General features: G+C 72.7%; 24 protein-coding genes and 1 riboswitch. Of the genes, 1 reads left to right on the top strand and 23 read right to left on the bottom strand.

The genetic code is table 11. The annotated features are described in order from the left end of the window. Nucleotides 1-9: 9 nt before the first annotated feature. From ACZ4M3_RS01410 to ACZ4M3_RS01375, 8 genes are all read right to left on the bottom strand, one after another. Nucleotides 10-558 (bottom strand): GAF domain-containing protein, encoded by a 549-nt coding sequence (locus ACZ4M3_RS01410; RefSeq protein ID WP_467729086.1) that lies wholly within the window; start codon nucleotides 556-558, stop codon nucleotides 10-12. A gap of 19 nt (nucleotides 559-577) precedes the next feature. Continuing rightward, nucleotides 578-1180, bottom strand: coding sequence for a GTP-binding protein (locus tag ACZ4M3_RS01405; RefSeq protein ID WP_467729084.1), 603 nt, complete (start codon nucleotides 1178-1180; stop codon nucleotides 578-580). Further along, on the bottom strand, nucleotides 1158-1496 hold the full coding sequence (locus tag ACZ4M3_RS01400) for a DUF742 domain-containing protein (RefSeq protein WP_467729082.1): 339 nt from the start codon (nucleotides 1494-1496) through the stop codon (nucleotides 1158-1160). Before ACZ4M3_RS01400 ends, ACZ4M3_RS01405 begins: the two co-directional genes overlap by 23 nt. Nucleotides 1497-1576: 80 nt before the next feature. Further along, a complete protein-coding gene (locus tag ACZ4M3_RS01395; RefSeq protein WP_467729080.1) occupies nucleotides 1577-2008 on the bottom strand; it encodes a roadblock/LC7 domain-containing protein in 432 nt (143 codons plus the stop codon). Between the two features lie 72 nt (nucleotides 2009-2080). Continuing rightward, complete coding sequence (locus ACZ4M3_RS01390; RefSeq protein WP_467729078.1) at nucleotides 2081-3811, bottom strand: sensor histidine kinase; 1731 nt, start codon at nucleotides 3809-3811, stop codon at nucleotides 2081-2083. Between the two features lie 185 nt (nucleotides 3812-3996). Continuing rightward, nucleotides 3997-5196 carry an MBL fold metallo-hydrolase gene (locus ACZ4M3_RS01385; protein ID WP_467729076.1) on the bottom strand — a complete coding sequence of 400 codons (1200 nt, stop codon included), beginning with the start codon at nucleotides 5194-5196 and terminating at the stop codon, nucleotides 3997-3999. A gap of 159 nt (nucleotides 5197-5355) precedes the next feature. After that, the gene (locus tag ACZ4M3_RS01380; RefSeq protein ID WP_467729074.1) at nucleotides 5356-6141 is read right to left on the bottom strand and encodes an SGNH/GDSL hydrolase family protein; all 786 of its coding nucleotides are present in this window, start codon (nucleotides 6139-6141) and stop codon (nucleotides 5356-5358) included. A 163-nt stretch (nucleotides 6142-6304) separates the two neighbouring features. Next, nucleotides 6305-7297, bottom strand: coding sequence for a LysM peptidoglycan-binding domain-containing M23 family metallopeptidase (locus ACZ4M3_RS01375; RefSeq protein ID WP_467729072.1), 993 nt, complete (start codon nucleotides 7295-7297; stop codon nucleotides 6305-6307). A 4-nt stretch (nucleotides 7298-7301) separates the two neighbouring features. Then, nucleotides 7302-7476, bottom strand: a riboswitch (cyclic di-AMP (ydaO/yuaA leader). A 360-nt stretch (nucleotides 7477-7836) separates the two neighbouring features. Here ACZ4M3_RS01375 and ACZ4M3_RS01370 point away from each other — a divergent pair. After that, nucleotides 7837-8643 (top strand): tyrosine-protein phosphatase, encoded by an 807-nt coding sequence (locus ACZ4M3_RS01370; RefSeq protein ID WP_467729070.1) that lies wholly within the window; start codon nucleotides 7837-7839, stop codon nucleotides 8641-8643. Between the two features lie 51 nt (nucleotides 8644-8694). Here the strand turns inward: ACZ4M3_RS01370 and ACZ4M3_RS01365 are convergent, their stop codons facing one another. The 15 genes from ACZ4M3_RS01365 to ACZ4M3_RS01295 all read right to left on the bottom strand — a co-directional run bounded on the left by ACZ4M3_RS01365 (nucleotide 8695) and on the right by ACZ4M3_RS01295 (nucleotide 25853). Next, a complete protein-coding gene (locus ACZ4M3_RS01365; RefSeq protein WP_467729068.1) occupies nucleotides 8695-10098 on the bottom strand; it encodes an aspartate aminotransferase family protein in 1404 nt (467 codons plus the stop codon). Continuing rightward, nucleotides 10095-11126, bottom strand: a complete 1032-nt coding sequence (hpnH, locus tag ACZ4M3_RS01360) for an adenosyl-hopene transferase HpnH (protein ID WP_467729066.1) — start codon at nucleotides 11124-11126, stop codon at nucleotides 10095-10097. The genes ACZ4M3_RS01365 and hpnH overlap by 4 nt, the downstream gene beginning before the upstream one ends. A 5-nt stretch (nucleotides 11127-11131) precedes the next feature. Next, nucleotides 11132-11779 (bottom strand): phosphorylase family protein, encoded by a 648-nt coding sequence (locus tag ACZ4M3_RS01355; protein ID WP_467729064.1) that lies wholly within the window; start codon nucleotides 11777-11779, stop codon nucleotides 11132-11134. Further along, nucleotides 11779-13794 carry a squalene--hopene cyclase gene (gene shc, locus ACZ4M3_RS01350; protein WP_467729062.1) on the bottom strand — a complete coding sequence of 672 codons (2016 nt, stop codon included), beginning with the start codon at nucleotides 13792-13794 and terminating at the stop codon, nucleotides 11779-11781. Before shc ends, ACZ4M3_RS01355 begins: the two co-directional genes overlap by 1 nt. Before the next feature lie 135 nt (nucleotides 13795-13929). Next, on the bottom strand, nucleotides 13930-15096 hold the full coding sequence (locus ACZ4M3_RS01345; RefSeq protein WP_467729060.1) for a polyprenyl synthetase family protein: 1167 nt from the start codon (nucleotides 15094-15096) through the stop codon (nucleotides 13930-13932). Continuing rightward, complete coding sequence (gene hpnE / locus ACZ4M3_RS01340; protein ID WP_467729058.1) at nucleotides 15093-16466, bottom strand: hydroxysqualene dehydroxylase HpnE; 1374 nt, start codon at nucleotides 16464-16466, stop codon at nucleotides 15093-15095. The genes ACZ4M3_RS01345 and hpnE overlap by 4 nt, the downstream gene beginning before the upstream one ends. A gap of 61 nt (nucleotides 16467-16527) precedes the next feature. Beyond that, the gene (gene hpnD / locus ACZ4M3_RS01335) at nucleotides 16528-17505 is read right to left on the bottom strand and encodes a presqualene diphosphate synthase HpnD (RefSeq protein WP_467729056.1); all 978 of its coding nucleotides are present in this window, start codon (nucleotides 17503-17505) and stop codon (nucleotides 16528-16530) included. After that, on the bottom strand, nucleotides 17502-18449 hold the full coding sequence (hpnC, locus tag ACZ4M3_RS01330) for a squalene synthase HpnC (protein ID WP_467729054.1): 948 nt from the start codon (nucleotides 18447-18449) through the stop codon (nucleotides 17502-17504). Before hpnC ends, hpnD begins: the two co-directional genes overlap by 4 nt. 341 nt (nucleotides 18450-18790) lie before the next feature. Continuing rightward, nucleotides 18791-19573 (bottom strand): ABC transporter ATP-binding protein, encoded by a 783-nt coding sequence (locus tag ACZ4M3_RS01325; RefSeq protein ID WP_361132700.1) that lies wholly within the window; start codon nucleotides 19571-19573, stop codon nucleotides 18791-18793. Then, on the bottom strand, nucleotides 19566-20495 hold the full coding sequence (locus ACZ4M3_RS01320) for an ABC transporter permease (protein ID WP_467729052.1): 930 nt from the start codon (nucleotides 20493-20495) through the stop codon (nucleotides 19566-19568). The genes ACZ4M3_RS01325 and ACZ4M3_RS01320 overlap by 8 nt, the downstream gene beginning before the upstream one ends. Before the next feature lie 98 nt (nucleotides 20496-20593). After that, nucleotides 20594-21475 carry a glycosyltransferase family 2 protein gene (locus ACZ4M3_RS01315; protein ID WP_467730092.1) on the bottom strand — a complete coding sequence of 294 codons (882 nt, stop codon included), beginning with the start codon at nucleotides 21473-21475 and terminating at the stop codon, nucleotides 20594-20596. An 8-nt stretch (nucleotides 21476-21483) separates the two neighbouring features. Further along, nucleotides 21484-22263, bottom strand: coding sequence for a CDP-alcohol phosphatidyltransferase family protein (locus ACZ4M3_RS01310; RefSeq protein ID WP_467729050.1), 780 nt, complete (start codon nucleotides 22261-22263; stop codon nucleotides 21484-21486). Continuing rightward, nucleotides 22241-23302 carry an iron-containing alcohol dehydrogenase family protein gene (locus tag ACZ4M3_RS01305; protein WP_467729048.1) on the bottom strand — a complete coding sequence of 354 codons (1062 nt, stop codon included), beginning with the start codon at nucleotides 23300-23302 and terminating at the stop codon, nucleotides 22241-22243. Before ACZ4M3_RS01305 ends, ACZ4M3_RS01310 begins: the two co-directional genes overlap by 23 nt. After that, nucleotides 23290-24042 (bottom strand): phosphocholine cytidylyltransferase family protein, encoded by a 753-nt coding sequence (locus ACZ4M3_RS01300; protein WP_467729046.1) that lies wholly within the window; start codon nucleotides 24040-24042, stop codon nucleotides 23290-23292. The genes ACZ4M3_RS01305 and ACZ4M3_RS01300 overlap by 13 nt, the downstream gene beginning before the upstream one ends. Beyond that, a complete protein-coding gene (locus ACZ4M3_RS01295) occupies nucleotides 24039-25853 on the bottom strand; it encodes a DUF5941 domain-containing protein (RefSeq protein WP_467730090.1) in 1815 nt (604 codons plus the stop codon). The genes ACZ4M3_RS01300 and ACZ4M3_RS01295 overlap by 4 nt, the downstream gene beginning before the upstream one ends. Between the last annotated feature and the right edge of the window lie 89 nt (nucleotides 25854-25942).

Below are 25942 nucleotides of genomic sequence, written 5' to 3'. Positions count from 1 at the left end.
GGCCGGGGCTCAGAGCCGCCGCCCGTCCTCCCGCGCCAGCAGCAGCTCCACCAGCTCCGCCGCGAGCGCCTTCACCGTCCCCAGCCCCGGCGTCCCCCAGCGCCTCGGCGCCACGTCCACCGCGCACACCGTCCCGAGGACGACGCCCCGCCGGTCCGTCAGCGGGGCCCCCGCGTAGGAGCGCACCCCGCTCCCGTCCACGACCGCGTTGCCCGCGAAGCGGGCGAAGTCCCGTACGTCCTCCAGCACCAGCGCCCGGCGGCGGACCACCACATGGGGGCAGTAGCCGTGGTCGCGGGCCAGCACGCGGGCCGGGTAGCCGCTCGGCGGGGCGTCGGGGCGGTGGTGGAGGCCGGCGAAGAACTGCCGTTCCTCACCGACGAAGTTGACCCCCGCGTACGGGGCTTCCAGGGTCTGCGCGATCCGCCGCGCGAAGGCGTCGAGTTCCGCGTCGGGCCGCTCCCCGAGGCCCAGTTCGCGCAGCCGGACCGCACGGGCGGGCGCTTCCCGGTCCACCGGGGTGAGCAGCAGATGGCCGGTCGATTCGTAGTACGTCATGACGGTTCCCCCGATCCTCCTAGGTGGCCAGGTCCGCCGCGCTCGCGGACCTGGCGTTGAACAGCAGGTGGTGGACGAGGGCGGCGAGCGCCCCGGTACCGGAACTGGTCAGCCGCGCGTCACACCGCACGACGGGCACGTCCGGCCCCAGCCCCACCGCCTGGCGGACCTCTCCGGGCGTGTAGCGGTGGCATCCGTCGAACTCGTTGACGGCGACGATGAAGCCGATCCCGCGCCGCTCGAAGAAGTCCACGGCGGGGAAGCAGTCCGCGAGGCGGCGCGTGTCGGCCAGGACCACCGCCCCCAGCGCGCCCGCGCACAGCTCCTCCCAGAGGAACCAGAAGCGCTCCTGCCCGGGCGTGCCGAAGAGGTACAGGACGTGGCCCCGGTCGAGGGTGATCCTGCCGAAGTCCAGGGCGACGGTGGTCGTCGTCTTGGCCTCCACCCCTTCCAGCGGGTCGGCGCCCTCGCCGAGGTCGCTGAGCAGCTCCTCCGTGCACAGCGGTTCGATTTCGCTCACCGCGCCCACGAAGGTCGTCTTCCCCACCCCGAACCCGCCCGCGACCAGGATCTTCAAGGTCGCGGGCAGGCCCGGGACGTCACAGCCTTCGGCGTAGGCCATCGAGCACCGCCCGCAGCAGGTCCAGGTCATCGGCGGCGAGCGAGTCACCGCCCGGGAACCGCGGCGCCCGCGCCTCGACGGCCCCGTGTTCCATCAGATCGGCCAGCAGCACCTTCACCACCCCGGCCGGCAGCCGCAACTGCCCGGCCACCTCGGCGACGGTCACCGCCGCCGCGCCGGCGCACAGGCGCAGCGCGAGGGTGTGTTCGGCGCCGAGCGGCGCACGCGGGCGTACGCCGGTCGCCGTCACGATCGAGAGCAGGTCGAGCGCGACGGCCGGCCGGGTCCGGCCGCCGCTCGCCGTGTACGGCCGCATGACCCGGCCCGCCGTGTCGTCCAGCCAGGGGACCGTGTCCCACCCCGGGCCGGATCCGTACGCCCCCCGCGCCCGGGCCCTCACCGCTCCGGTTCGGCGACGGGCCGCCGCGGCGGGGCCGCCAAGTAGGGACGTACGCTCTTCACCAGCATCGCCATCTCGTAGCCCAGCACCCCCGCGTCGGCCTCCCGGTCCGCCAGGACCGCCAGGCAGGTGCCGGATCCGGCCGCCGATACGAAGACCAGCGCCGTGTCCAGCTCCACCACCACCTGCCGGACCTCCGCGCCGTCCGCGAACCGGGATCCGGCACTGCGGCCCAACGAGTACAGGCCCGAGGCCAGTGCCGCCAAGTGGTCGGCGCTGTCGGCGTCGAGCCCGTGCACGCAGCTGACCAGCCCGTCCGCCGTGAGCAGCACCGCGCTGCGGGTGTACGGGACCCGTTGGACGAGGCCACTGAGCAGCCAGTCGAGATCCGAGAGCCGGTTTGTCCTGGTCGCCACTTCGCCGCTCATGAGGGTGCGCTCCTTGCTGGGGTGGGGGGTGGTGGGGAAGCGAGGGGAGCCGGGGTCCGCCCCCGGGCGCCGTCACGTCCGGTGCTCCGACTGGGCCCTGCCGAAGCCCCGTTGGAAGGCCGCCATCAGGCCGGGGTCGGGTCCCGGCGGCTCGGCCTCCGGGACGGGCCGCGGGGCCGGGGCCTCGCGCAGCTCGGGTACCAGGTGCTCCTGCGCGCGCCGCCGGGGCAGCGGCGGCGGCCGGTCCGGATCCGTGCGCGCGGCGGGCACGGTGACGGCGGCCGGCACCGGTCCGGTCGCGGCGGCGCAGCCGGGGTCCACGGAGCCGGGGACGAAGCCCAGGACGGCGGCCGGCCCGGGCTCGGGTACGGCGTACGCGACCGGCTCCGCGAGCGGCGCCGTACGCGCCCCCGCACCGGGTCCCTGCTCCGCCCGGGCCTGCTCCGCCCAGGCCGGTACCGCCGGGCCCGCCTCCGCCGGATCGGGCCGACGCGGCGCGGCGACGGCCGGGCGTACCGGCTCCAGCGGGGGCACCGTCGCCGCCCCCGCCCCGCTCCCCCACGACGTGGCCCGCGAACCGCCCTGCGCGTCGGCGGCGTTCGGCGCCTGCGCGCCCAGCAGTTCCTGCGGCAGCACCAGCACCGCCAGCACCCCGCCGTAGATGTTGGACTTGAGCTCGACGGCGATCCCGTGCCTGCGGGCCAGCGCCGACACCACGAACAGGCCGATCCGGCCGTCCGCCAGCAGGTGCCGCACGTTGACCTGGTCCGGGTCGCCCAGCAGGGCGTTCATCCGGTGCTGTTCCTCGGCCGGCATGCCCAGCCCCCGGTCCTCCACCTCGACCGCGATCCCGGCGGTGACGCGTTCGGCGCGCACCACCACATCGGTGTCCGGGGCGGAGAAGACGGTGGCGTTCTCGATGAGTTCCGCCAGCAGGTGCACCACGTCGGCGACGGCGTGCCCCCGGACGGTGCCGCCCGCCGGTGGCACCACCTTGACCCGGGTGTACTGGTCGACCTCCGCGACGGAGGAACGCAGCACCTCGCTCAGGTCGATGGGCCGGGTCCACTGGCGCCGGGAGGCGGCGCCGCCGAGGACGGCGAGGTTCTCGGAGTGGCGCCGGATCCGGGTGGCGAGGTGGTCGACGTGGAAGAGCTCCTTCAGCAGGTCGGGGTCCTCGACCGTGTCCTCCAGGTCGTCCAGCAGCGAGATCTCGCGGTGCACGAGGGACTGGAGCCGGCGCGCGAGGTTGACGAAGACCTCGACCTTGCGGTCGCTGTCGGACGGAGCGGCCTGGCCGGCCAGCCGTACGAGGACGTCGTGCGCCTGCTCGCGCGCACCGCGCAGCTCCTGCGCGAGCAGCCAGAACTCGTCCACGCCCGCGGGGTCGACGGCGGGCGGCGGGCCGCCCGGACCGCCGCGCACCGGGCGGGGCGGGGTTTCGCCCCGCTCCAGCCGGTCGGCGGCCGCCCGCAGTTCCTGGCGGCCGCGCAGGCTGGAGCGGCGCAGGGCCTCGCACCGCTCGCGTACGGTCTTGGCGGCTCGCTGGGCCCCGAGCAGTGCGGCGGCGAGCGCGCCGACCACGAGCAGCCCGCAGCCGGTGAGCACCGGCCAGAGCCGGGGGTCGCGGCCGCCCGCTCCGCCGCCGAGCTGCAAGGCGAAGATCACGGCGGCCGCGCCGCTGAGACCGGCGGCGAGCGTGGGCAGGACGGCGGCCCGGACCAGCTGCGGCCGTAACTGCCGGCCGGGGCCGGTGGCGGCGTGTCTCGACGGAGCGTGGCGGGCGGCGCGGTAGCCGGACATCTGCGTCCTCGGTACGTGGGGCCCGGGCCCCGGCACTGCCCGGGGCCCGGTGTTGATCACCGGATACCCACGCTAGACCGCACCCTCCCGCCCCGGACGCCGAGTCGGCCAACTTCACCGGGGTGCTTACCGCTTGGGAAGGAGCGCTCGTACGGCCGCCCGAATCCGCCGGGCGGCGCGCGAGGTCACGAGCCCACCGCCTCCGGCTCCTCGTGGGACAGCGCCGGCTTCCGCGAGGTGGCGGCCGGGCGAGCGACGGACGGGTGCACGGGGGCGGCGTTCGCGACGAAGGGACGCCACCACGGCTCGGCCGGCGCGTCGGCGGCGCCCGGCTCGAAGGGCTGCCCCGGCACCGGCAGGGCGATCGCCGCACCGGCCGCCTCCGCCGCCGCGAACGTTCCCTCGCCGGGCTCGTCCCACGGGTGCGGGGCCAGGTTGAAGGTGCCCCAGTGGATCGGCAGCATCGTGCCGTGCGGGGTGCCGCCCTGGAGGTCGAGGTGGGCGCGCATGCCCTCCTGCGGGGTCATGTGGATGTCCGGCCAGTACTCGGAGTACGCCCCGATCTGGATCATCGTGGCGTGGAACGGGCCGTGCGCGGCGCCGATCTCCTGGAAGCCCGGGAAGTAGCCCGTGTCACCGCTGTGGTAGATCCGGTGGGCGTCGCCCTCGACGACCCAGGACGCCCACAGGGTGAACTGCTGGTTGCGCAGTCCGCGCCCGCAGAAGTGGCGGGCGGGGGTGGCGGTGAGGGAGAGCCCGGCGACCTTGGTGCTCTCGTTCCAGTCCAGTTCGCGCAGCCGGTCCGCCGGGACGCCCCAGCGCTCCAGGTGGGCGCCGACGCCGAGCGGGACGGCGAAGACCGTGTCCGTACCGGCGAGCGCCTTGATCGTCGGGAGGTCGAGGTGGTCGTAGTGGTCGTGCGAGATGACCACGACGTCGACCTCGCCGAGGGAGGCCAGCGGCACTGGCACGGGGTGCAGCCGCTTGGGCCCGGCGAAGGGGAAGGGAGAGCACCGCTCTCCCCACACCGGGTCGAACAGGACCCGCCGGCCGTCGATCTCGGCGAGGACGCTGGAGTGCCCCATCCAGGTCAGCCGCAGTCCGCTCGCCGGCGGCTTGGCGAGCTCGGCCAGCGTCGTCGGGTAGACCGGGATCGGCGCGCCCGGGCTGCGCCGCAGCCGCTGCTCCTTGTGGAAGTAGATCTTCGCGAACTCCGCCATGGAGCCGGAAGGCCTGGTCCGGGCTCCGACCGGGTTCTGGAAGACTCCGTCGGCGAAGTTCGGCGAGCGCAGGATCCGCTCCAGCCGCGCGCCGGACGGGTCCGCGCCGAAGGCTTCGGGCCGCAGGGCGCGCAGCCGGGGACGCAGGGGACGGGAGCCGGACAAGGCGCCTCCTGTGAGGATGGGGGCAGGACGGTCGTTCGTGTCTACGACCATCCCAACGCACACCGGCCCCGAGGGATTCCGCTTGCGGGCCCCCGGCGTGTCGCGGTCTCGCGGCCCCGCGCCGGCGCGTCGTGCGGTCCCGCCCCCGTCGCGTACGCCCTACAGCGGCAGCAGGTCCGGCCGCTTCGCCTCGACGTGGTCCCCCGAGGACTCGCCGCGCAGCCGCCGCCCGATCCAGGGCACGAGGTGTTCGCGCGCCCACTGGATGTTGTCCCGCGTCACGTCCACCGAGCCGCGCGGCCGCTCCGGCGGCCACGGCTGGTCGGGATCGGCGGGTACGTCCAGCCCGAGCACCTGGGCGGCGCGCAGCGCGACCCGGGTGTGCCCCTCGGGCGAGAGGTGCAGCCGGTCGGTGTCCCAGGCCCGCCGGTCCTGCACGGACTTGAGCGACCAGAGGTCGAGCACCGGGCAGCCGTACCGGTCGGCGATGGCGCGCACGTGTGCGCTGTACGTCGCCACCTTGCCCCGCAGGTGCTTGAGGACCGGTACGCCCCGGGTGTCGAAGCCGGTCGTGATCATGACCTGGCCGACGGAGCCGGCGAGGTCGGCGACGGCCGCCTCGAAGCGTTCCGCCACGTCGTCCGGGTCGGTTCCCGGACGGATGATGTCGTTGCCCCCCGCGCAGAAGGTGACGAGGTCGGGCGCGAGGGCCTTGGCCCTCGGCACCTGCTCGGCCACGATCTGGTCGAGGACCTTCCCCCGGACGGCCAGGTTCGCGTACCGGAAATCGTGTTCTTCCCGCTGGTCGGCCAGGAGCACGGCCAGCCGGTCCGCCCAGCCGAGGTACGAATCCCCGGGTCCCGGGTCCCCTACGCCCTCGGTGAAGCTGTCCCCGATCGCCGCGTACGAACCGATGGTCTTGAGTGTCGTCTTCGTCGCTGCCACAGCACCACATCCTTCACCCCCGCGGGCGACCTACGCCAACGTAAGCAGGGTTTGACGGACCGTGATCTACGCCACCATGCACATGCGGAATAAGAATCGCGTGAGGCCGGAACCCCCTCGGGGTCCCGGCCTCACGCGGTTACCTGCTCACGCCCGTCCGGCGTCAGATGCTGACGCCCTTCGAGCGCAGGTACGCGAGCGGGTCGATGTCCGAGCCGTACGACGGGCCCGTGCGGATCTCGAAGTGGAGGTGAGGGCCGGTCACATTGCCGGTGGCGCCGGAGAGCCCGATGCGCTGCCCGGCGGTGACGCTCTGGCCGACCGAGACGTTCAGCTGCGAGAGGTGGCCGTACTGGGAGTACTTGCCGTCGGCGTGCCGGATCACGACCTCGTTGCCGTACGCACCGCCCCACCCCGCCGTGACCACGGTGCCCGCGCCGACCGCCTTGACGGTGGTGCCGGTGCTCGCGATGAAGTCGACGCCGGTGTGGTAACCGGAAGACCACATGCTGCCCGCGAGCTTGTACGGGGTGGAGATCCCGCCGCTGACCGGGGCGACGAATCCGGCCGCGGTGACGGCGCCGGTGGCGGATCCGGCACCCTGCGCGGCGGGGGCGGCGGGCGCGGCGGGCTGCTCGGCGGCGGCGGCGCTGCCGGAGCCGGTCTCGGCAGGCGCCTGAGCCGTGCCGGAGGACCGGTCGGAGGAGGACGGAGCCGACGCCGGGCCGGAGGTTCGGGAGGCCGGCTTGGCGGAGGACCGCTCCCCGTGCCCGCCGAGCGTCAGCTTGAGCCCCGGGTGGATCAGGGCGGGGTCCGCGCCGACGGCCTCGCGGTTGTCGGCGTACAGCCGCTCCCAGCCGCCGGACAGGTGGCGGTCGGCGGCGATCTGCGACAGGCAGTCGCCGGGGACGACGGTGTAGACGGTGGGGGCGACGGCCGGGGCGACGGCGGGCGCGGCCTGCGCGGACACCGGGAGCCGCGGGGCCTGGACGGGCAGCGCGGCGGGGGCGGCCGCCAGGGCAGTGGCCGGGGCCGCATGGGCACCGGCTGCGCCCAGCAGCGGCAGGGCGAGGGCCGCACCGCCGGTACCGGCGGCGGCCAGTCCGCGGGGTACGGCACGGGACTTCGGGCGGCGGTGCTTGCCGTGTGCGGGCATGACGAATTCCTCTCCGTCGCCTGCGAGGTGAGCTGTCGGGTTCGGACTGGAGATGTCCGGCCGTACGCGCAGCGACGGCGTACGGCTTCACCCCGAGCCGTTCCGGCGGGAAGGTCCGGAACAGCGGCTTACCTGGTTCCCCCGCTCCTGCCGCGCGCGTGAATAGTCGGGTGCGGTTCCCGGGCGGCGGCAGGATTCGGCGGTCCACCCGGATCGATCGCGAAGGTAATCGAGCGGGGCCGGGCACAACAAGCCATGAATTTCCTGACGGAATAGCAGGTGGGAAAAGCAGGCTGAATTTCCGTCACCCTCCGTCCATTCCGGTACGGCAACGACCGCGGCCACAAGGGAATTCGGGTTCCGCGATCAGGCACGCACGGTCACCGTATGATCTGGCTCACGGGATCCGCCGCGATCTCGCCCCCGGATATGGCAAGTTGTTCCCAACCGGCTCAATTCGGACAGTCGGCAACGGCCCCCCGGCCGCGCGCCCGCCACCCCGGCCGCGACGGCCCACGACGATGCGGAGGACCCGTCCCGTGACCCAGCAGATAGCCGCAAACCCGCCCACGGGGCCCGAACTGTCCGGAGTGCGCAATTTCCGTGACGTGGGCGGACTGCCGACGACCGACGGACGAAGGGTCAGGTCGGGACTTCTATTCCGAAGCGGACATCTCGCACATGCCACCGAAAACGATGTGGCATTCCTGGCCTCGCTCGGCCTCCACACCGTTTTCGACTTCCGCAACGGCGCCGACCACGCACTGGAAGGGCCGGACGTCGATCTCCCCGGCGTCCGGAACGTGAACATCCCGCTGACGGATCCGGCGGACGGCCGGGAGTTCTGGACCATGGTCCGGGACGGCGATCTGGGGCAGCTCCGGGGGCTCCTGGGCGAGGGCAGGGCCGCCGCCCGGATGCGGAACTCGTACCGGGCGATCATCAGGGACCGGACGGCCGAGCACAGCCGGGTCGTGCACGCCCTCGCCGAGGACAGCGTCCCGGCCCTGATGCACTGCGCCGCCGGCAAGGACCGGGCCGGGCTCTCGATCGCCGTCACGCTGCTCGCCCTCGGGGTCGAGCGCGAGGCGATCGTGGCGGACTATCTGGAGTCGAACGCCCCGCACAACCGCTACCGGGTGCGGCGCGGCGACGACTCGCCCGAAGCCCGCTCCCCCGAGGTGATGGAGCTGCTGGCTCCGCTCTTCGACGCCCGCGCCGAGTTCCTGACCACGGCCTTCGAGACCATCGAGGGTACGTGGGGCGGAGTGGAGCCCTACCTGGCCGAGGGACTCGGACTCACGCCCGCGACCCTCGGCCGGCTGAGGGACCGGCTCCTCGACTGACCGACCCCGCGACTGGCCGTCCCTGCGACTGGCCGTCCCTGCGGCAGGCCGTCAGCGGTTGCCGACGGCCTGCTTCACCAGCGTCCTGCCGAAGTCCCACATCAGGGCGCCACCGCCGTGCGCCTCGTCCATGACCTCGCGGAAGGCGCCGACGAACCGGTTCACGTCCGCCTCGTCCACGATCAGCGGCGGGATCAGCTTGATGACCTCCAGGTGGTCGCCGGAGACCTGGGTGAGGATCCGGTGCTTCTGCAGTAGCGGCACCACGACCATCTGCGCGAAGAGGCCCTTGCGGGCCGCCTGGAGCATCGTCCAGCGGCTGCGCAGCCCGAGCGAGGCCGGCCGGCCGAACTCGATGCCGATCATCAGGCCCCGCCCGCGCACCTCGTGGAGCAGCTCGTACTCGTCCACCAGGGCCGCGAGCCGCCCGCGCAGCAGGTCGCCCGTCGCCCGGGCGTGGGCGACGATCCCCTCGTCCTCCATGACGGTGAGCACCGCCAGTCCGGCCGCCATCGCCTGGGCGTTGGAGCCGAAGCTGGCGGAGTGCACGAGCACCCGGTCCATGGACGAGTAGACCTTCTTGAAGATCCAGTCCCGGCCGAGGGTCGCCCCGACCGGCACGTAGCCGCCGGAAAGGGCCTTGGCCACGCACACCAGGTCGGGTTCCACGCCCGGTTCGTGCTGGTAGGCGTAGAACTCCCCGGTACGTCCGAGACCGGTCTGCACCTCGTCGGCGATCAGCAGCGCCTTGTGGCGGCGCAGCAGGTCCTGGGCGGCGAGCAGGAACCCGGGCGGCGGTGCGAGCACCCCCTTGCCCTGGACGGGTTCCACGACGAAGGCGGCCACGTCGCCGCGCCCCAGCTCCCGCTCCAGCGCGGCCAGATCACCGAGCGGGATCCGGGTGTCGGGCAGCAGGGGCGCGAAGCCGTCCCGGAAGCCGCCTTCGCCGTTGACCGAGAGGGAGCCGGCCGTCAGCCCGTGGAAGGCGTGGTCGCAGTAGAGGACCCTGGGGCGTCCGGTGGCGTACCGGGCGAACTTGAGGGCCGTCTCCACCGCTTCCGTGCCGCTGTTGCCGAAGAAGACCCGGTCCAGGTGGGGGCTGTAGGACAGGAGCTTCTCGGCCAGCAGCCCGGGCAGCGGCTGGCAGTCGAAGCGGGTGAGGTCGGCGAGCTGGGCGTCCAGGACGTCGTGCAGGGCCCGCCGGACCACCGGGTGGTGCCGGCCGAGGCCCATCACGCCGAAACCGGCCAGCATGTCGAGGTAGTCGTTGCCCTCGGCGTCCCAGAAGTGGGCCCCTTGCGCCCGCTCGTAGACCTTGTCGAAACCGATGGTGCGCAGCATCCGGGGCAGCTGGTGGTTGAGGTGCCGGGCGTGCAGTTCGTACCGCTCGGCGCCGCGTTCGGCCAGCAGGGCGCCGAGGTCGAAGCCCTTGCCGCCGCCCGTCGCGGGGGTCATGCCGACGTACCGCGGTTGCCGCCGATCGTCTCCCTGGCCGCGCGCAGGGACTCCTTGAGGGAGCCCATCGTGGCGAGGACGGCGGTGGGTTCGTAGCCGCAGTGCGCCATGCAGTTCGCGCAGCGCGGGTCCTTCCCGCGGCCGTACTTCTCCCAGTCGGTGTCGTTGATCAGTTCCCGGTACGTCGGGACGTATCCGTCGCTCATCAGGTAGCAGGGGCGCTGCCAGCCGAAGAGGGAGTAATTCGGAATGGCCCAGGCGGTGCAGGGGAAATCGGCCTTGCCTTCCAGGAAGTCCAGGAAGAGCGGGGAGTGGTTGAGCCGCCAGCGCCGCCGGTTACCGCCGGCGAACGCCTTCCTGAAGAGTTCTCTGGTCTGTTCGACGCCCAGGAAGTGTTCCTGATCGGGGGCCTTTTCGTAGGCGTAGGCGGGCGAGATCATCATTTCGTCGACCTTGAGGTCGTCGTTGAGGTAGTTGAGCACCTCGATGATCGTCTGCGGTGTGTCGGTGTTGAAGAAGGTGGAGTTCGTGGTGACCCGGAAACCGCGCCTCTTGGCCTCCTTGATGGCCGCCACGGCCTCGTCGAAGACGCCTTCCTTGGCCACGGACTCGTCGTGCCGCTCGCGCAGCCCGTCGATGTGCACCGCGAAGGCGAAGTACGGGGAGGGGGTGAACTTCTCGATCTTCTTGCGGAGCAGCATCGCGTTGGTGCAGAGGAAGACGTACTTCCTGCGCGCCACCAACTGCCGCACGATCTCGTGGATCTGGGGGTGCATCAGGGGCTCGCCGCCGGCGATGGACACCATGGGCGCCCCGGATTCCAGCACGGCGCCGACGGCCTGGGCGACCGGCATGCGCTGCTTGAGCACCCCCGCGGGGTGCTGGATCTTCCCGCACCCCTCGCAGGCCAGGTTGCAGGCGTAGAGCGGCTCCAGCTCGACGATCAGCGGGAACTTCTCACGCTTGCGCAGCTTCTGTTCGAGAAGATAGGTCCCGACCCTGATGGACTGTCGCAACGGCATGGCCATCTGGCTCACCTCCTGGGGAGCAGCAAAGAACGGTGCCAGTCATAAAACGCGGGCAGTACGGCACGTAATACGCGGAAGGCCGATATTCCTCCGCGAACCGTGCCGATTCGGACGAGCTCATGCTCCGGAGCGTCCACGATCACCCGGACGGCCGCAACCGGGCGGCTCGCGCCCCTGGTGGCGGTCCACAGGGTGGCTGCGGATTCCATGTCGACGGCGATGGCGCCGGTGGCGCGCAGCTGGGCGCGCTCCTGGCCCCGTACGACGTGGTCGGATCCGGTCAGTGCGCCGGTGTGCACGGTCCGGCCGGGGACGGCCCGGGCCAGTGCCTCGGCGAGCAGGGGGGCGCCGGCGCAGACGACGGTGCCGCGGGGGTCCCGGGCCTCCTCGGCGACGACCAGGTCGCCCGGGTTCATGCCGGGGGCGAGGCCGGCGCAGAAGCCGGTGGCGAGGACGGCGGCCCCGGTCATGCCGGGCGGGGCGAGAGCCCGGGTGACGGCGCGCTCGGCGGCGCGCGGGCCCATGCCGGTGCGCAGGACGGCGTACTCCCGCGGGGAGCCGCGGTCGCCGCCGCTGCGCAGGGCCAGCCGTTCGATGCGCAGGGCGCAGGCGATGAGCAGCGGCACGCGCGAGGGGTCGGCCCGGTCGCCCATCAGGCCTCCTCGGCCAGGACCGCCGTGGCCTCGCGGACGGGGTCGGCCGTGTGGCGGCCGTCCGGGCCGAAGGGTTCCCCGTACAGGTAGCGGCCCAGCGCGGTCAGCGGGAACACCTGCCGGTACAGGTGGTAGTTGATGGAGAAGTCCCAGGGGAAGCCGGTACCGGTGAAGTACGGCTCGTCCCAGGAGCCGTCCTCGCGCTGGGTGCGCACGAGATGGGCGATGCCGCGCCGCACGGCCTCGCCCGCGCGTTCGCCGGCCGACAGCAGGGCCAGCAGCGCCCAGGCGGTCTGGGAGGGGGTGGACGCTCCCTGCCCCGCCCGGCCGGGGTCCTCGTAGGACCGCTGGTCCTCGCCCCACCCGCCGTCCTCGTTCTGTACGGACTCCAGCCAGCCGACGGCCCGCCGGATCGCGGGGTGGCCGGTGGGCAGGCCGGCGGCGGTGAGGGCCGGGACCACCGAGCCGGTGCCGTAGACGTAGTTGGTGCCCCAGCGGCCGAACCAGGCACCGCTGGGCTCCTGTTCGGCCAGCAGCCAGTCGATGCCGCGCCGGGTCCGGGGGTCGGCCGCCTTGCCCTCGACGGCCAGCATCTCCACGACGTGGGCGGTGACGTCGGCCGAGGGCGGGTCGATGACCTCGCCGAAGTCGCAGAAGGGCAGCCGGTTGGGGAACGGGCTGGTGTTGTCGGCGTCGAAGGCGCCCCAGGCGCCGTTCTTCGACTGCATGCCGACGGTCCAGGACACCCCTCGGGCGATCGCGGCCTCGACCCTCGCCGGTTCGGGGTGGGCGATCCGGCGCAGGGCCAGGACCACCTCGGCGGTGTCGTCGATGTCGGGGTAGTTGTCGTTGTGGAACTCGAACGCCCAGCCCCCGGGGGCGAGTCCCGGCCTGCGCACGGCCCAGTCGCCGCTGCGCGTGATCTCCTCGCCGAGCATCCAGTCCGCCGCCTTGAGCAGCGCGGGATGGTCCGCCGGCACGCCCGCGTCGGCCAGTGCGATGGCGGCGAGGCAGGTGTCCCAGACCGGCGACTGACAGGCCTCGATCATCCGGGAGCCGTCCTCGCGCCAGACGGCGAACCGGTCGAGGGATTCCAGGCCGGCCCGCATCACGGGGTGCCCGAGGTCGTAGCCGAGCAGGTGCAGGGCGATGACGGAGTAGACCGCGGGCGGCTGGATCCCGCCCCAGCAGCCGTCGTTCTCCTGGCGCTCGATGATCCAGCGGGCGGCGGTGTCCATGGCCGCCTTGCGCAGCCGGCGCGGGGCGAACCGCCGGTAGACGTGCAGGGCCCGGTCCATCCGCTGGAAGACGCCGTCCCAACTGGCCAGCGGGGCAAGGGCGCTGACCGGGTCGGGAGCGCGCGCGTCGGTGTGCAGCTCGTCCAGCGCGAACGGCGCCGGCCGGACCGGGCGCAGGGCGGAGACCACGGTGAGCGGGACGATGGTCTGACGGGCCCAGCAGCCGAAGTCGTAGATGTTGAGGGGCACCCAGGGCGGCAGGAAGATGAGTTCGGGCGGGAGTTCGGGCAGGCGGTCCCACTTCCACCAGCCGAACAGGGCCAGCCAGATCCGGGTGAAGACCCGGGCGGCGGCGATCCCCCCGTGGGCCCGGACCCAGGCCGAGGCGCGCACCATGTGCGGGGCGTCGGGCGGGTCCCCGGCCAGCCGCAGCGCCACGTACGCCTCGACGGTGGCCGAGAGGTCGGGCGGTCCCCCGTGGAAGGTGGCCCACGTGCCGTCGTCGCGTTGCCCGCTCCGGATGAAGAGAGCGGCGGCGTGCGTGGTGGCCTCGTCCCGGATGCCGAGGAACTGCCGCAGCAGCAGGTCCTCGGCGTCCATGGTGACGTTGGTCTCCAGGTCGCCCTTCCACCAGCCCGCCGGGTCCTGCCGGTCGAGCAGGTGGCGGGCGGCGCGTTCGGTGGCGTCCTGGACACCGGGCAACACGCCCGGTGTGGCGGCCGGCTCGCGCGCGGGCCCCGCGCCGGGGGTTCCGCCGCCGTCGGTCGTCGCTGTCATGGCTTCCCCTTCGTGCAGTGTCGTCCTCTGCTGTGCTGGGGTCTGCCGTCGGCCGGTGCACCCGCCTAGGCAGTGCCGATCAGGTGGGCGGCGCCGGCCGGCGACTCATGATTCATATCCGCGCCCGGACGATAATCACCTCTTGCGCACGACGACGAAGTCGGCGAGGGCGACGAGCTGGTCCCGCACCCGCTGCGGCATGTCGACATCGTCCAGCGCGCGGATCGCCACGGTGTGCTGGCGGCGGGCCTCGTCGGCGGTCCACTGGCGGCCGCCGGCCTCATCGATGAGGGCGGCGCGGGTAGCGAACTCCGTTTCGGAGAAGTTCTCGAAGTCGTTGCTCTTGGCGTCGGCGGCCAGCAGCCGGGCCAGTTCCTCGCACGCCGGTCCGCCCGCCGCGAGGGCGGCGACCACCGGCAGGGACTTCTTGCGCTGGCGCAGGTCGCTCCAGGTCTGTTTGCCGGTGGCTTCCGGGTCGCCCCAGATGCCGAGCAGGTCGTCGACGGCCTGGAAGGCGAGGCCGAGGTGGTACCCGTACTCCTCCAGCTTGTCGGCGGTACGGTCGTCCGCGCCGCCGAGCACGGCCCCGATGGAGACCGCGCAGGCGAGCAGGGCGCCGGTCTTGTTGCCCTCCATCTCCAGGCACTCCTCGACGCTGACGCGCTCGCGGTGCTCGTAGGAGATGTCCTGCGCCTGGCCGTCGATGAGCTTGCGGCTGGCGGTGGTCAGCCGCCGAGCCGCGCGGCCCGCCTCGACGGTGCCCAGCTCCAGCAGGACCTCGTTGGCGAGGGCGAAGAGCGCGTCGCCGACGAGGATGGCCTGCGCCGGACCGTGCACCTTCCACACCGTGTCGCGGTGGCGGCGCTGTTCGTCGCCGTCCATCAGGTCGTCGTGCAGCAGGGAGAAGTTGTGGACGAGTTCGACGGCGACGGCCCCGGGGATGCCGACCTCGGGCGCGGCGCCCGCGGCTTCGGCGGAGAGCAGCGCGAGGGCGGGGCGCACGGCCTTGCCCTGGTCGCCGTCCGCGGGGTTGCCCTGGGCGTCGATCCAGCCGAAGTGGTAGGCGGCGACGGTGTCCATGGGCGCCGCGAGCCGGTCCACAGCGGCGCGGAGCACGGGGGTGGACAGCGTGCGGCCGCGTTCCAGGAGGGCGAGCGTGTCCGCTGCCTCTCCACCGGCCGCGCCCACACTGCCGCCGGTGTTCTCGACAGCCGGATTCCCCGGGTTCACTGGCTCTCCTCTGGTTCCTGTACGTGCTGCTGTGCGTGCTGCGGGTGTACCGCTGGTGCTGGTGGTGGTCATGCCGCCTCTTGCAGGGGGTGTTCGCGGTGGCGGCCGAGCGCGGTGAGTGCGGCGTGCGCCGCGCCCAGTCCGCTGCGGACGGCGCTCTCCATGGTCGCGGGCCAACCGGTGGCGGTCCACGCACCGGCGAGATACAGCCCCGGCGTGTCGGTCCGGAAGCCGGGGCGGAGCCGGCCGACGCCGGGGGTGGGGGCGAAGGTGGCGGTGCGTTCGCGGGTGACGAAGAAGTCCCGTACCTTGGCGCCGCGCGCGGCCGGGAGCAGCCGTTCCAGTTCGGGCAGGTACTTGGTGCGCAGGACGGAGACGGGCTCGTCGATGTCGTCCTGGGCGACGGACTGGGACAGCGCCAGGTACTGGCCGCCGTCGGTGAGTCCGGAGGCGTCGGTGCGGTCGAAGACCCACTGGACCGGGGAGCCGAGCGCCGCGAAGAAGGGCCGCTTCAGCACCTTGCGGTCGTAGACGACGTGGACGTTGAGGATGGGGGCGGTACCGATGTCGAGGAGCTTGTCCGGGTCGGCCAGGGCCCCGGACGGGAGCAGCCCGTGGGCCTCGCGCTGCGGGACGGCGAGGACGACCGTGGCGGCGTCCAGCGTTTCGGTCTCGGTGGCCACCCGCCAGTTCCCGTCCGCGGAGCGGGAGATGCCGGTGACGCGGGCGCGCAGTTCGGTGCGTACTCCGGCGGCGTCGAGCTCCTTGCGGGCGAGCGTGTCGTGGAGGTCGCCGAGCGGGACCTTGGCCCAGCCGATGTCGGCGGCGCCGTTCTCGGAGAGCAGTCCGGTCTTGAAGACCATGGCGGCCAGGCCCAGCGAGGACTGCTCGGCGGTGGCGTTGAGGGTGGCGATGCCGACGAGGTCCCAGAGCGCCTCGATGGCGCGCGGGGACTGCCCGTAGCGGCCGAGCCAGGTCGCGAAGTCCAGGCCGTCGAGCGCCGGGTCGGCGGGGTCGAGCCGGCGCAGCGCGAGGGCGGCGCGGCCGACGCCCGCCCGCTCGGCGAGTGACAGGTGCGGGTAGCGGGCCAACGAGGACGCCAGGTGCAGGGGTACGGGCAGGGCGCTGCGGCGCAGCCGGCCCAGGCGCGGGCCGCCGGGGTGGGCGACGTCGAGCACGGGGACGTCGAGCCGCTCCTGCAGCGGCGCGAGGGCCGCGCCGCCCACCCGGTCAAGGAACCAGCGGTAGGCGGTGCAGCAGCGGAGGTAGACGTGCTGGCCGTTGTCGACGGTGAGGTCGCCGCGCTTGAAGGAGAAGGCGAGGCCGCCGAGCCGGGGCCGGCTCTCCAGGAGGGTCACCCGCAGGCCGGCGCCGGCGAGTTCGAGGGCGGTGGTGACCCCGGCGAGGCCGCCGCCGACGACCACCGCGTGGTTCGAGGTCATGCACCCTCCCCTGTCGCCCCGGAGGACGCCGGGACGTCGGTCGGGGTTGCTCCGGCGGCCATCAGATCCGCCTCCTGGTGCTCTGGCGGGTGATGGTCCGCGCGTCGAGGCCGGAGAGGCCCCGGACGGCAACGTACGCCTTCTCGTGGGGCGGCAGTGAGACGCGGCCGCGCAGGACCGCCTCGGGCTCGCGCTCGATCCGGTCGAGCAGCCGCCGGTAGATGCCGGCCATGGCGGCCACGCAGGCGCCGCTGCGCCGGTCGAGCATGGGCAGCAGCCGGTAGCCCTCGACGAACAGGGCGCGGGCGCGCCGGACTTCGTGGTGGACCAGTCCGGCGAAGTCGGCGCCGGCCGGGGCCCGGTCGCCGTGGAAGCCTTCGGAGCAGCCGAACTTGGCGAGGTCCTCGGCGGGCAGGTAGGTACGGCCGTTGCCGGCGTCCTCACGAACGTCCCTGAGGATGTTGGTGAGTTGCAGCGCGAGGCCGAGGGTGTCGGCGTACTCGGGGGCGCGGGCCGCGTCGGCGGCGCCGGGGGCCGTGCCGAACACGCCGAGGGAGAGCCGTCCGATGGCGCCGGCCACGCAGCGGCAGTAGACCTTGAGGTCGTCCCAGGTGGCGTAGGTCTCGCCGCGGACGTCCATCAGGACCCCGTCGATGAGTTCGTCGAGGCCGCCGAGGGGGATCGGGAAGCGGCGGGCGGCGTGGGCGAGGGCGACGGCGACCGGGTCGGTGTCGTCCTCGGCGATCTCCCCGGCGCGGATCCGGCCGAGCAGGGCGCGGGTCTCCTCCAGCCGGACGAGCTTGGCGTCGGCGGGCAGCGTGCCGTCACCGATGTCGTCGACGCGGCGGGAGAAGGCGTACAGCGCGGACATCGCCTGCCGCTTGTCCGTGGGCAGCAGCCGGATGCCGTACGCGAAGTTGCGCGCCTGGGTGCCAGTGACGGCCTCGCAGTAGCTGTAGGCCGCGGAGACCGGTGCGGACGGCACGGGCGGTGCGGACGGTGCGGACGCGTGTGTGGGGCCCTCCACGTTCGGGCTCACCCCTTTCTCGGCGCTGTGCGCAGGACGGCGGCCACCTCGCGGAGCAGGCCGCTCCTGGTGGGCTTGGGCGGGCCGGGGGCCACGTCGAAGCCGGCGGCCGCGATGGCGTTGAGGGCGGCTCGCCCCCCTCCGACGAAACCCGCGAGCAGCAGCCGGAGCCTGCCGTGCACGCTGCCGACGAGTGGGGTGCCCTCGTCCATCAGCGCGCGGGCGCGTTCGGTTTCGAATGCGATCAGGGAGCGTACGGACGCTCCGGCGGTGGGCGCTTCCAGGTCGGATTCGGTGACGTGGAAGCGGCGCAGGTCCTGGCCGGGGAGGTAGATCCGGTCGCGGCCGAGGTCTTCGGTGACGTCCTGGAGGTGCTCGGCGATCTGCAGGGCGGTGCAGACCGCGTCGGAGCGGCGGACCCGCTCGGGGGTGCTGGTCCCGGTGAGCGAGAGGACGAGCCGGCCGACGGGGTTGGCGGACAGCTCGCAGTAGGCGACCAGGTCCTCGTACGTGTCGTAGCGCGAGACCAGCTGGTCCTGGCGGTTGGCCTCGATGAGCCCGAGGAAGGGTTCGGGGGTCAGGCCGTGGGCGCGGACCACGGGCTGCAGGTCCCGCAGCAGCGGGTGCCGCGGGGCGCCGCCGGCGGCGCCGAAGACCCGGCCCAGGTCGGCTTCGAAGGCGTCCAGCATGGCGAGCCGGTCGTCGGTGGCGGACGCGTCGAGGCCGAGGAGCACGGCGTCGCGTCCGCCGGGGGCGAGGTCGCCGTCGCCGATGTCGTCCACCAGCCGGGCGTACCCGTAGACCGCCATCAGGCCCGCCCGCCAGGCGCGCGGGAGGAAGGAGGGGGCGACGGGGAAGTTCTCCGTCCGCGCCTTGCCGAGGGTGGCGCGCGCGTGCGCGTCGGGGGCTGTGGGGGCCGGGTGCCGCCGGGGTCGGGTGCCGTGCCCCGGGGTCACCGCCCGCCGCCCGGGGCGGGGACGGCCGCCGTGCCTGGGGGCCGGAGAATTCCCATAGCCATTGCCGTCACATCTCCCGTTCTACACTGCCGACCCAAGTCATCCTATTTCGGACACGCCGCCGGACTTTACCCGGGGTACCCCCGGCTTTTTCGACTGCGGGGAATCGTCCCCTCTTGGCGCGATTGGAGAACTGGTCCAGCTTACGCTGTACAACGCCGCGAAGGCCTATCGGGTATTCGTCCGAGAGGGAATGTCGGGCATCCGGAATACCGCCGTCACGCCGCGGCCCCCACCGCACGGAGCGGCAGGGGCCTGCGGTCGTCACGCGTGGTGTGCCGTCAGTGGCTGGTGGCCTTCTCGTACGCCGAGACGACTTCCTCGGTGGGCCCGTCCATCAGGAGTTCGCCCTTCTCCAACCACAGCACCCGGTCACAGGTATCGCGGATGGACTTGTTGTTGTGGCTCACCAGGAAGACCGTGCCGGCCTTCTCGCGCAGCTCGCGGATGCGGGCCTCGGAACGGACCTGGAACTTCCGGTCACCGGTCGCCAACGCCTCGTCGATCATCAGGACGTCGTGGTCCTTGGCGGCCGCGATGGAGAAACGCAGGCGTGCGGCCATGCCGGAGGAGTACGTGCGCATCGGCAGGGAGATGAAGTCCCCCTTCTCGTTGATGCCCGAGAAGTCGACGATGTCCTCGTAGCGCTCCTGGATCTGCTCGCGGGTCATGCCCATCGCGAGACCGCCGAGCACGACGTTGCGCTCACCGGTCAGATCGTTCATCAACGCCGCGTTGACGCCCAGCAGCGAGGGCTGGCCGTCGGTGTAGACCCGGCCGGACTCGCAGGGCAGCAGACCCGCGATGGCGCGCAGCAGCGTCGACTTGCCGGAGCCGTTGGAGCCGATGAGGCCGATGGCCTCGCCGCGGTAGGCGGTGAAGGAGACCCCGCGTACGGCGTGCACCCGGCGGACGCCCGGGGAGTCGCCCTTGCCGCGGCGCATGATCTTGCTGAGCGCCGCGGTGGCACTGCCCTTGCCGGCGCTGCCGGTGTTGACCCGGTAGACGATGTGGACGTCGTCGGCGATGACGGTGGGGACGGCGCCCCGGTTGTTCTCAGCCACGGCCGTAACGCTCCTCAGCCTTCCAGAAGTACACGAAACCACCGGCGCCGATGACGACGGCCCAGCCCACCGCGAAGACCCAGACGTGCGGCGGCAGGTGGTGCGGCCCGTAGCTGTCGATCAGCGAGAAGCGGATCAGGTCCATGTAGATCGCCGCGGGGTTCCACTGGAGCACCTCCGCGATCCAGTGCGGCCTGCCCGCCAGCATCCCGCTGATCGAGAACATGACGCCCGAGGCGTACATCCACGTGCGGGTGATGAAGGGCATCAGCTGCGCGAGGTCGGGGGTCTTGGACCCCATCCGCCCGAAGATCAGCGCGAGACCGGTGTTGAAGAGGAACTGCAGCGCGAGCGTCGGGATGACCAGCAACCAGGACAGCCGCGGGTAGTTCCCGAAGGCGACCACGACGACGAGCACCACGATCATCGAGTACAGCAGCTGCCCCAGCTGCTGCAGCGAGAACGAGATCGGCAGTGAGGCGCGCGGGAAGTGCAGCGCGCGGACCAGGCCGAGGTTGCCCGGGATCGCCCGGACACCCGCCATCAGCGAGCTCTGGGTGAACGAGAAGACGAAGATGCCGATCACCAGGAAGGGGATGTAGGAGTCCTTCTCCACGCCGCGTCCCGCGTTCAGGATCAGGCCGAAGATCAGGTAGTACACCAGGGCGTTCAGCAGCGGGGTCGCCACCTGCCAGATCTGGCCGAGCTTCGCCTCGCTGTACTGCGCGACGAGCTTCGCCCGGGAGAAAGCCATGATGAAGTGGCGCCGCCCCCAGAGCTCGCGCACGTACCCGCCCAGGCTGGGCCGGGCGCCGCTGACGGACAGGCCGTACTTCCTGGCGAGCTCGGCGGGGGCGAGCCCCGCGTCTTCGGACGGCGGCTTGCTCGTGGCGAGGGCGCCGTCGTGGGTTGTGTCACTCACAAGTTGAAACTTTCCGTCTTCAAGATGCGGCAGAAGGGGGCATCGGACCCTGGGGCGCGGGCCCGGTGATCGGGCCCATGCTCCCAGACCCGAGCTTGTCAGATGACAGGCGGTCGGCCCAGCCGGGTCAACCGCCAGACCGTACGCCACTTCATGGGGCGACGGGGACCGCAGGGGACGGTCCAACCCTCCTTGAACCCGCCGAACCAGGCTTTGAGCGCCGGGGCGGAGGGCCTGCGTACGAGGGTCAGCGCCAGCCAGACGCCCAGGTAGACCGGCACCAGGGGGGCGGGCAGGTTGCGGCGGGCGAGCCACACCCGGTTACGGGCCACCATACGGTGGTAGACGGCGTGCCGGGAGGGGGCCGTCGTCGGGTGCAGCAGCACCATGTCCGCGCGGTAGTCGATCAGCCACCCGGCGTCGAGCGCCCGCCAGGCCAGGTCGGTCTCCTCGTGGGCGTAGAAGAACTCCCCCGGCAGGGCGCCGACCTGCTCGAAGACCTTGGTGCGGACGGCGTTGGCGCCGCCCAGGAAGGTCGTCACGCGGGACGAGCGCAGCGGGTCGGAGGCGCGCAGCCGTGGTACGTGGCGGCGCTGGGTCTCGCCGGTGTCCGGGTCGGCGATCCGGAAGCTGACGATCCCGAGCCGCGGGTCCTCGGCGAAGGCCTGGCGGCACAGCTCGGCGGTGTCGGACCGCTCCAGCAGCCCGTCGTCGTCCAGGAAGAGCAGCACGTCCACGTCGCTGCCGCCGGGGCCGAAAGCCTCGATGCCGACGTTGCGGCCGCCGGGGATGCCGAGGTTCTCGGGCAGCTCGACGGTACGGATGCCCGCCGCCGGGTCGGCGAGGCCGTCGAGCTCGACGCCCTGGCCCACGACGACGACCTCGACCGGGTCGCCCTCCTGCCGGGCCACGGAGTCGAGCAGCGCCTTGAGCTCGTCGGGCCGGTTGCCCATGGTGATGATCACGGCGCCGAGCCGCATCGGGGCACTCACCGCAGCCTGCTCGACGCGAGGACCGACACCAGGTGCAGCAGGGTCTGCAGCAGGGCGATGCCGGCCAGTACCGCGACGCCGAGCCGGGTGAAGAACAGGTCGCCGCGGAGCTGGTCCAGGACGGCCAGCAGCAAGATCAGCAGGGACGCCTCGATGCCGAGGACGAGGCGGTGGAACTTCAGCGCGGCGGCGGCCCGGCGGGCCAGGGCCATGCCGGAGGAGCGCGGCTCGGCGGCCGCCTCCTGCACCGGCGGCAGGCCGCCCTGGTGCCGGGCGACGCCGACCAGGTCGGTCTCGGCCTTGATCAGGATCGCGCCGAGCGCCGCGAGGGTGCCGAGGAAGGCCCACAGCCAGTCGATCCGGCCGCTCCCCCACAGGTCGGCGGCGCGCAGGCCGAAGCCGACCAGGACCGCCGCGTCACAGAGGTAGGCGCCGACCCGGTCCAGGTAGACCCCGGAGAGCGAGAACTGCTGCTTCCAGCGGGCCACCTCCCCGTCGACGCAGTCCAGCAGCAGGTACAGCTGGACGGCGACCACGCCGAGGACGGCGCCCCAGATGCCCGGCACCAGCAGGGCCGGCGCGGCGAGCACGCCGGCCAGGGTCATCACGTAGGTCAGCTGGTTGGGCGTGACCTTGGTGGTAACCAGGACGCGGGTGATGCGCAGGGAGATCTCGCGCATGTACAGGCGGCCGCCCCAGTGCTCGCCACTGCGCCGGTCCTTGACGCCGGCCGGGTGGACGACGGGCCGGAGTTCAGCTACGGATGGTCTTGGCATAGTCGGCGTAAGCGTCCCTGATCTCGGCGGCGGACAGGTTGAGGTGCTCCAGGATGGTGAAGCGTCCCGGGCGGGTCTGGGGGGCGTACTCCACGGCCGCGACGAACTCGTCCTCGCTGAACCCGATCTCCTCGGGTGCGGTCGGCAGGCCGTGGCGGCGCAGGACCTCGACGAAGAGGCCCGTCTGTTCCACGGCCCCGCGCAGGTGCATCGCGAAGGCGGCGCCGATGCCGACCTGCTCGCCGTGGAGCGCGGAGCGGCCCGGGTAGAGCAGGTCGAAGGCGTGGCTGATCTCGTGGCAGGCGCCGGAGGACGGGCGGCTGTCGCCGCTGATCGACATGGCGATGCCGGAGAGCACCAGGGCCTCGGAGAGCACGGTGAGGAACTCGTCGTCGGTGCAGTCCCCGGGGTGGCGCAGCACGGACTCGCCGGCGGTGCGGGCCATGGCGGCCGCCAGGCCGTCCACGGCCTCGCCGGTGATCCGGTGCGACAGCTCCCAGTCGGCGATGGCGGAGATGTTGGAGATCACGTCGCCGATGCCGGCCCGGATGAACCGGACGGGCGCCTCCTTGATCACGTCGAGGTCGATGACCATCGCGATCGGGGTGGGCACTCCGTAGGAACCGCGGCCGTTGTCGTTGTCCAGGATCGACACCGGGGAGCAGATGCCGTCGTGGGAGAGGTTGGTGGCGACCGCCACCATGGGCAGCCCGACCCGCGCCGCGGCGTACTTCGCCACGTCGATGATCTTGCCGCCGCCCAGGCCCACGACCGCGTCGTAGCGGCGGCCCTTCATGTCGTCGGCCAGCTTGACCGCGGAATCGATGGTTCCGTCCATGACCGGGTACCAGTCGGCATGCGGCAGGACCGGCTCCAGCTTGGCGCGCAGCGCCACGCCCGAGCCGCCGCTGATCGCGATGGCGAGCTTGCCGGACGCGGAGATGCGCTGGTCGGCCAGGAGGCCGGCCAGATCGTCCATCGCCCCGCGGCTGATGTCCACGACAACAGGCGAGGGGATCAGCCGCGTCAGTACTGGCATGCGATGGTCCGCCCCTTGGCGAGGTCGTCGTGGTTGTCGATCTCGACCCACCTGACGTCGCCGATGGGGGCCACGTCGATGGTGAAACCGTCGTCGACGAGCTGCTGGTAGCCGTCCTCGTAGTAGAGGTCGGGGTCGCGCTCGAAAGTGGTCTTGAGCGCCTCGGCCAGCGCTTCGGCGGCCTCGGGCTCGATGAGGGTGACGCCGATGTACTCGCCCGTGGCGGTGGCCGGGTCCATCAGCTTGGTGATCCTGCGGACACCTTCGCCGTCGGCCGTGATGACCTTCATCTCCTCGTCGGCCAGGTTCTTGACCGTGTCGAGGGCCAGGATGATCTTCTGCCCCCGGCCGCGGGCGGCCAGCAGGGTCCGCTCGACGGAGACCGGGTGGACGGTGTCGCCGTTGGCGAGGATCACGCCCTGCTTGAGGACGTCACGCGCGCACCACAGGGAGTAGGCGTTGTTCCACTCCTCGGCCTTGTCGTTGTCGATCAGCGTGATCTTGACGCCGTACTTGGCCTCCAGGGCCTCGCGGCGCTCGTACACGGCTTCCTTGCGGTAGCCGACGACGATGGCGACCTCGGTCAGCCCGACCTCGGCGAAGTTGCCCAGGGTCAGGTCGAGGACCGTGAGGCTCTCCTCGTCGCCTGCGGGGCCGACGGGCACGAGGGCCTTGGGCAGGGTGTCGGTGTAGGGACGCAGGCGGCGTCCGGCACCGGCAGCGAGTACAAGGCCGATCATGCTGGTTCTCCTTCGTCATGTACGGCGGGTGCCCCGGAGGAGACCCAGAAGCGGATGCTCTCCACGAGCACCACGAGTGCCACGGCCACGGCCAGGGCCGTGAGCGCGACGGGGAAGTCCGCGGCGCGCGTCGCCAGTACGGCGGCCAGGACGGCGGTGACGAGCACCCGGCCTTCATGACCGCCGGTCGTCCGCACCAGCCAGTGCGGGGGCGCGCCGGTGCCACCGCGGATGCGGTACACCGTGTCGTAGTGATGGTAGGCGACCGCCGCGACCAGTCCGAATGCCGCCGGGAGGGCTCCGGGGACGTCCGCCTTCGCGGCGAGGATCAGCACGGTCGTGTACTCGGCGGCCCGGAAGACGGGCGGGACGAGCCAGTCGAGGGCGCCCTTGAGGGGGCGGGCGACGGCCGCTCCGGCGAGCAGCGCGTAGACGACGGCGGCGATCACGGTCTGGCGGGCGCCGAACGGCTGGGCCCAGGCCGTCCACAGCAGGGCGACCGTACCGACCAGGGCGGCGCCGAGCCCGGCGCCGGGGACCGTGCGGCCCACGGAGCGGGCGACGAGTTCGGCCAGCGGGCCGGAGTCGGCGAGGTCGGCCAGGGCCCGGGCGGCCCGGTCGGTCCTCCCCCAGGGCTTCGCCTGGGAGGTGCCCCCAGCCCTGCGGGTGAGCGAGCGCAGGACGCGGCCGGCGGTGGTGTAGAGCGCGCCGAAGGCGCAGCCGACGAGGAGGGCGTAGAAGACGATCCGGGGGCTGGTCACGGCGGTCAGCACGGCGATCATCGCCCACCGCTCACCGATGGGCAGGATGATCATCCGCCGGACCCAGACCGTCCAGCCGACGCTGTCGAGGCGGTCGGAGAGCGCGGCCGTCGGGCTGGTGTTGCCCGCGGCGTCGTGGTTGGCCTCGTTGAAGGCGAAGTCCACGACGTGCCGGCAGGTCATGAGGATCATGGCGCCGAGCGCGAGGGCCCAGACGTCGTCGCCGTTGCGGGCGGCGCCCAGCGCGAGGCCCGCGTAGAAGGAGTACTCCTTGGCGCGGTCGAAGGTCGCGTCGAGCCAGGCGCCCATCGTGGAGTACTGGAGCGAGTAGCGGGCGAGCTGCCCGTCGGTGCAGTCCAGGACGAAGGAGACGAGGAGCAGCACCCCGGCGGCGACGTAGCCCCCGCGTTCACCCGTGGCGGCGCAGGCCGCCGCTATGAGAGCGGTGATCAGGGAGGCGGTGGTGACCTGGTTCGGGGTCAGGCCGCGGCGGGCGCACCAGCGGGCGATGTAGCGCGAGTACGGGCTGATGAAGAAGGTGGTGAAGAACCCGTCCCGGGACTTGACGGCGGTACGCAGGCGTTCGGCTTCGTCGTCCACGGCGGCGACGGCGGCTGCGGCCGCGTCCCGCTCGGCCGTGGTGGTGGGCACCGCGGCGACGAGGGTGCCGAGGTCGGGGCGCTGGACCGGGGTGCCGGCCGCCTCGACGGCGGCTGCGAGGCGGTCGGGGTACGGGCCAGCGCCGTCGGGCGTCAGGGCCGCGGCCGCGGCCGCGTCGAGGGCGGCGCGGGCGCCCGGCTGGACGGCGAGCGCGCCGGTCACGGCGCAGGCGTCGAAGCGCGGGTCGGTGAGTGCCAGCCGCAGGGCGTGCCGGTGGCCGACGAATGCGCTGTCGACGACGGCAACCCGCTGGTCGGCCGGTACGCCGGCCAGGGCGGTCGCGGTGTCTTCGGTCCCGGCGACGGAGCGGACGTCGAAGCCGAGCGAACGCAGCTCGTCGGCGAGCGGTGATCCGGGGACCGGCAGGCCGGTGAGGATGACGGTCGGCAGACGAACCCACTCCTTGCAGCGAACACTGGACGGCCGCCGCACTGGGCGGCGGCACGACGGCAGAGGCTATCGGATGAACGGAAGCCGGG

The organism is Streptomyces sp. NPDC026522 (assembly GCF_055567555.1).
This window is presented reverse-complemented; position numbering and strand designations above follow the sequence as displayed.